1 protein-coding gene is annotated in these 242 nt (G+C 30.6%); it reads right to left on the minus strand.

The genetic code is table 11. The features are described from left to right. Positions 1-242, minus strand: a 242-nt coding sequence (locus SB775_RS33180; RefSeq protein ID WP_410865544.1) for a flagellin, incomplete at both ends; no start/stop codon positions are given.

Here is a 242-nt window from a genome sequence, read left to right on the forward strand (position 1 = left end):
CCTTTTCTACTCCTCTATTTAATAGCTTGATAGCATTAAACTCGGTATTATTAGCGATTTCATTTATTCCTTTTTTTATTTGAATACTTTCTATTTGAATTTGCTGTCGATCATCATTTGTTAAAGTATCATTAGCAGCTTGTATTGCCAATTCCCTTAATCTTAATAGATTCGGATCTTGAATAGTCGATAATCCAGATTCTGCAATTTGAATTAGTGATATGCCGCTCTGAATATTATTG

This window comes from Peribacillus sp. SIMBA_075 (assembly GCF_046534585.1).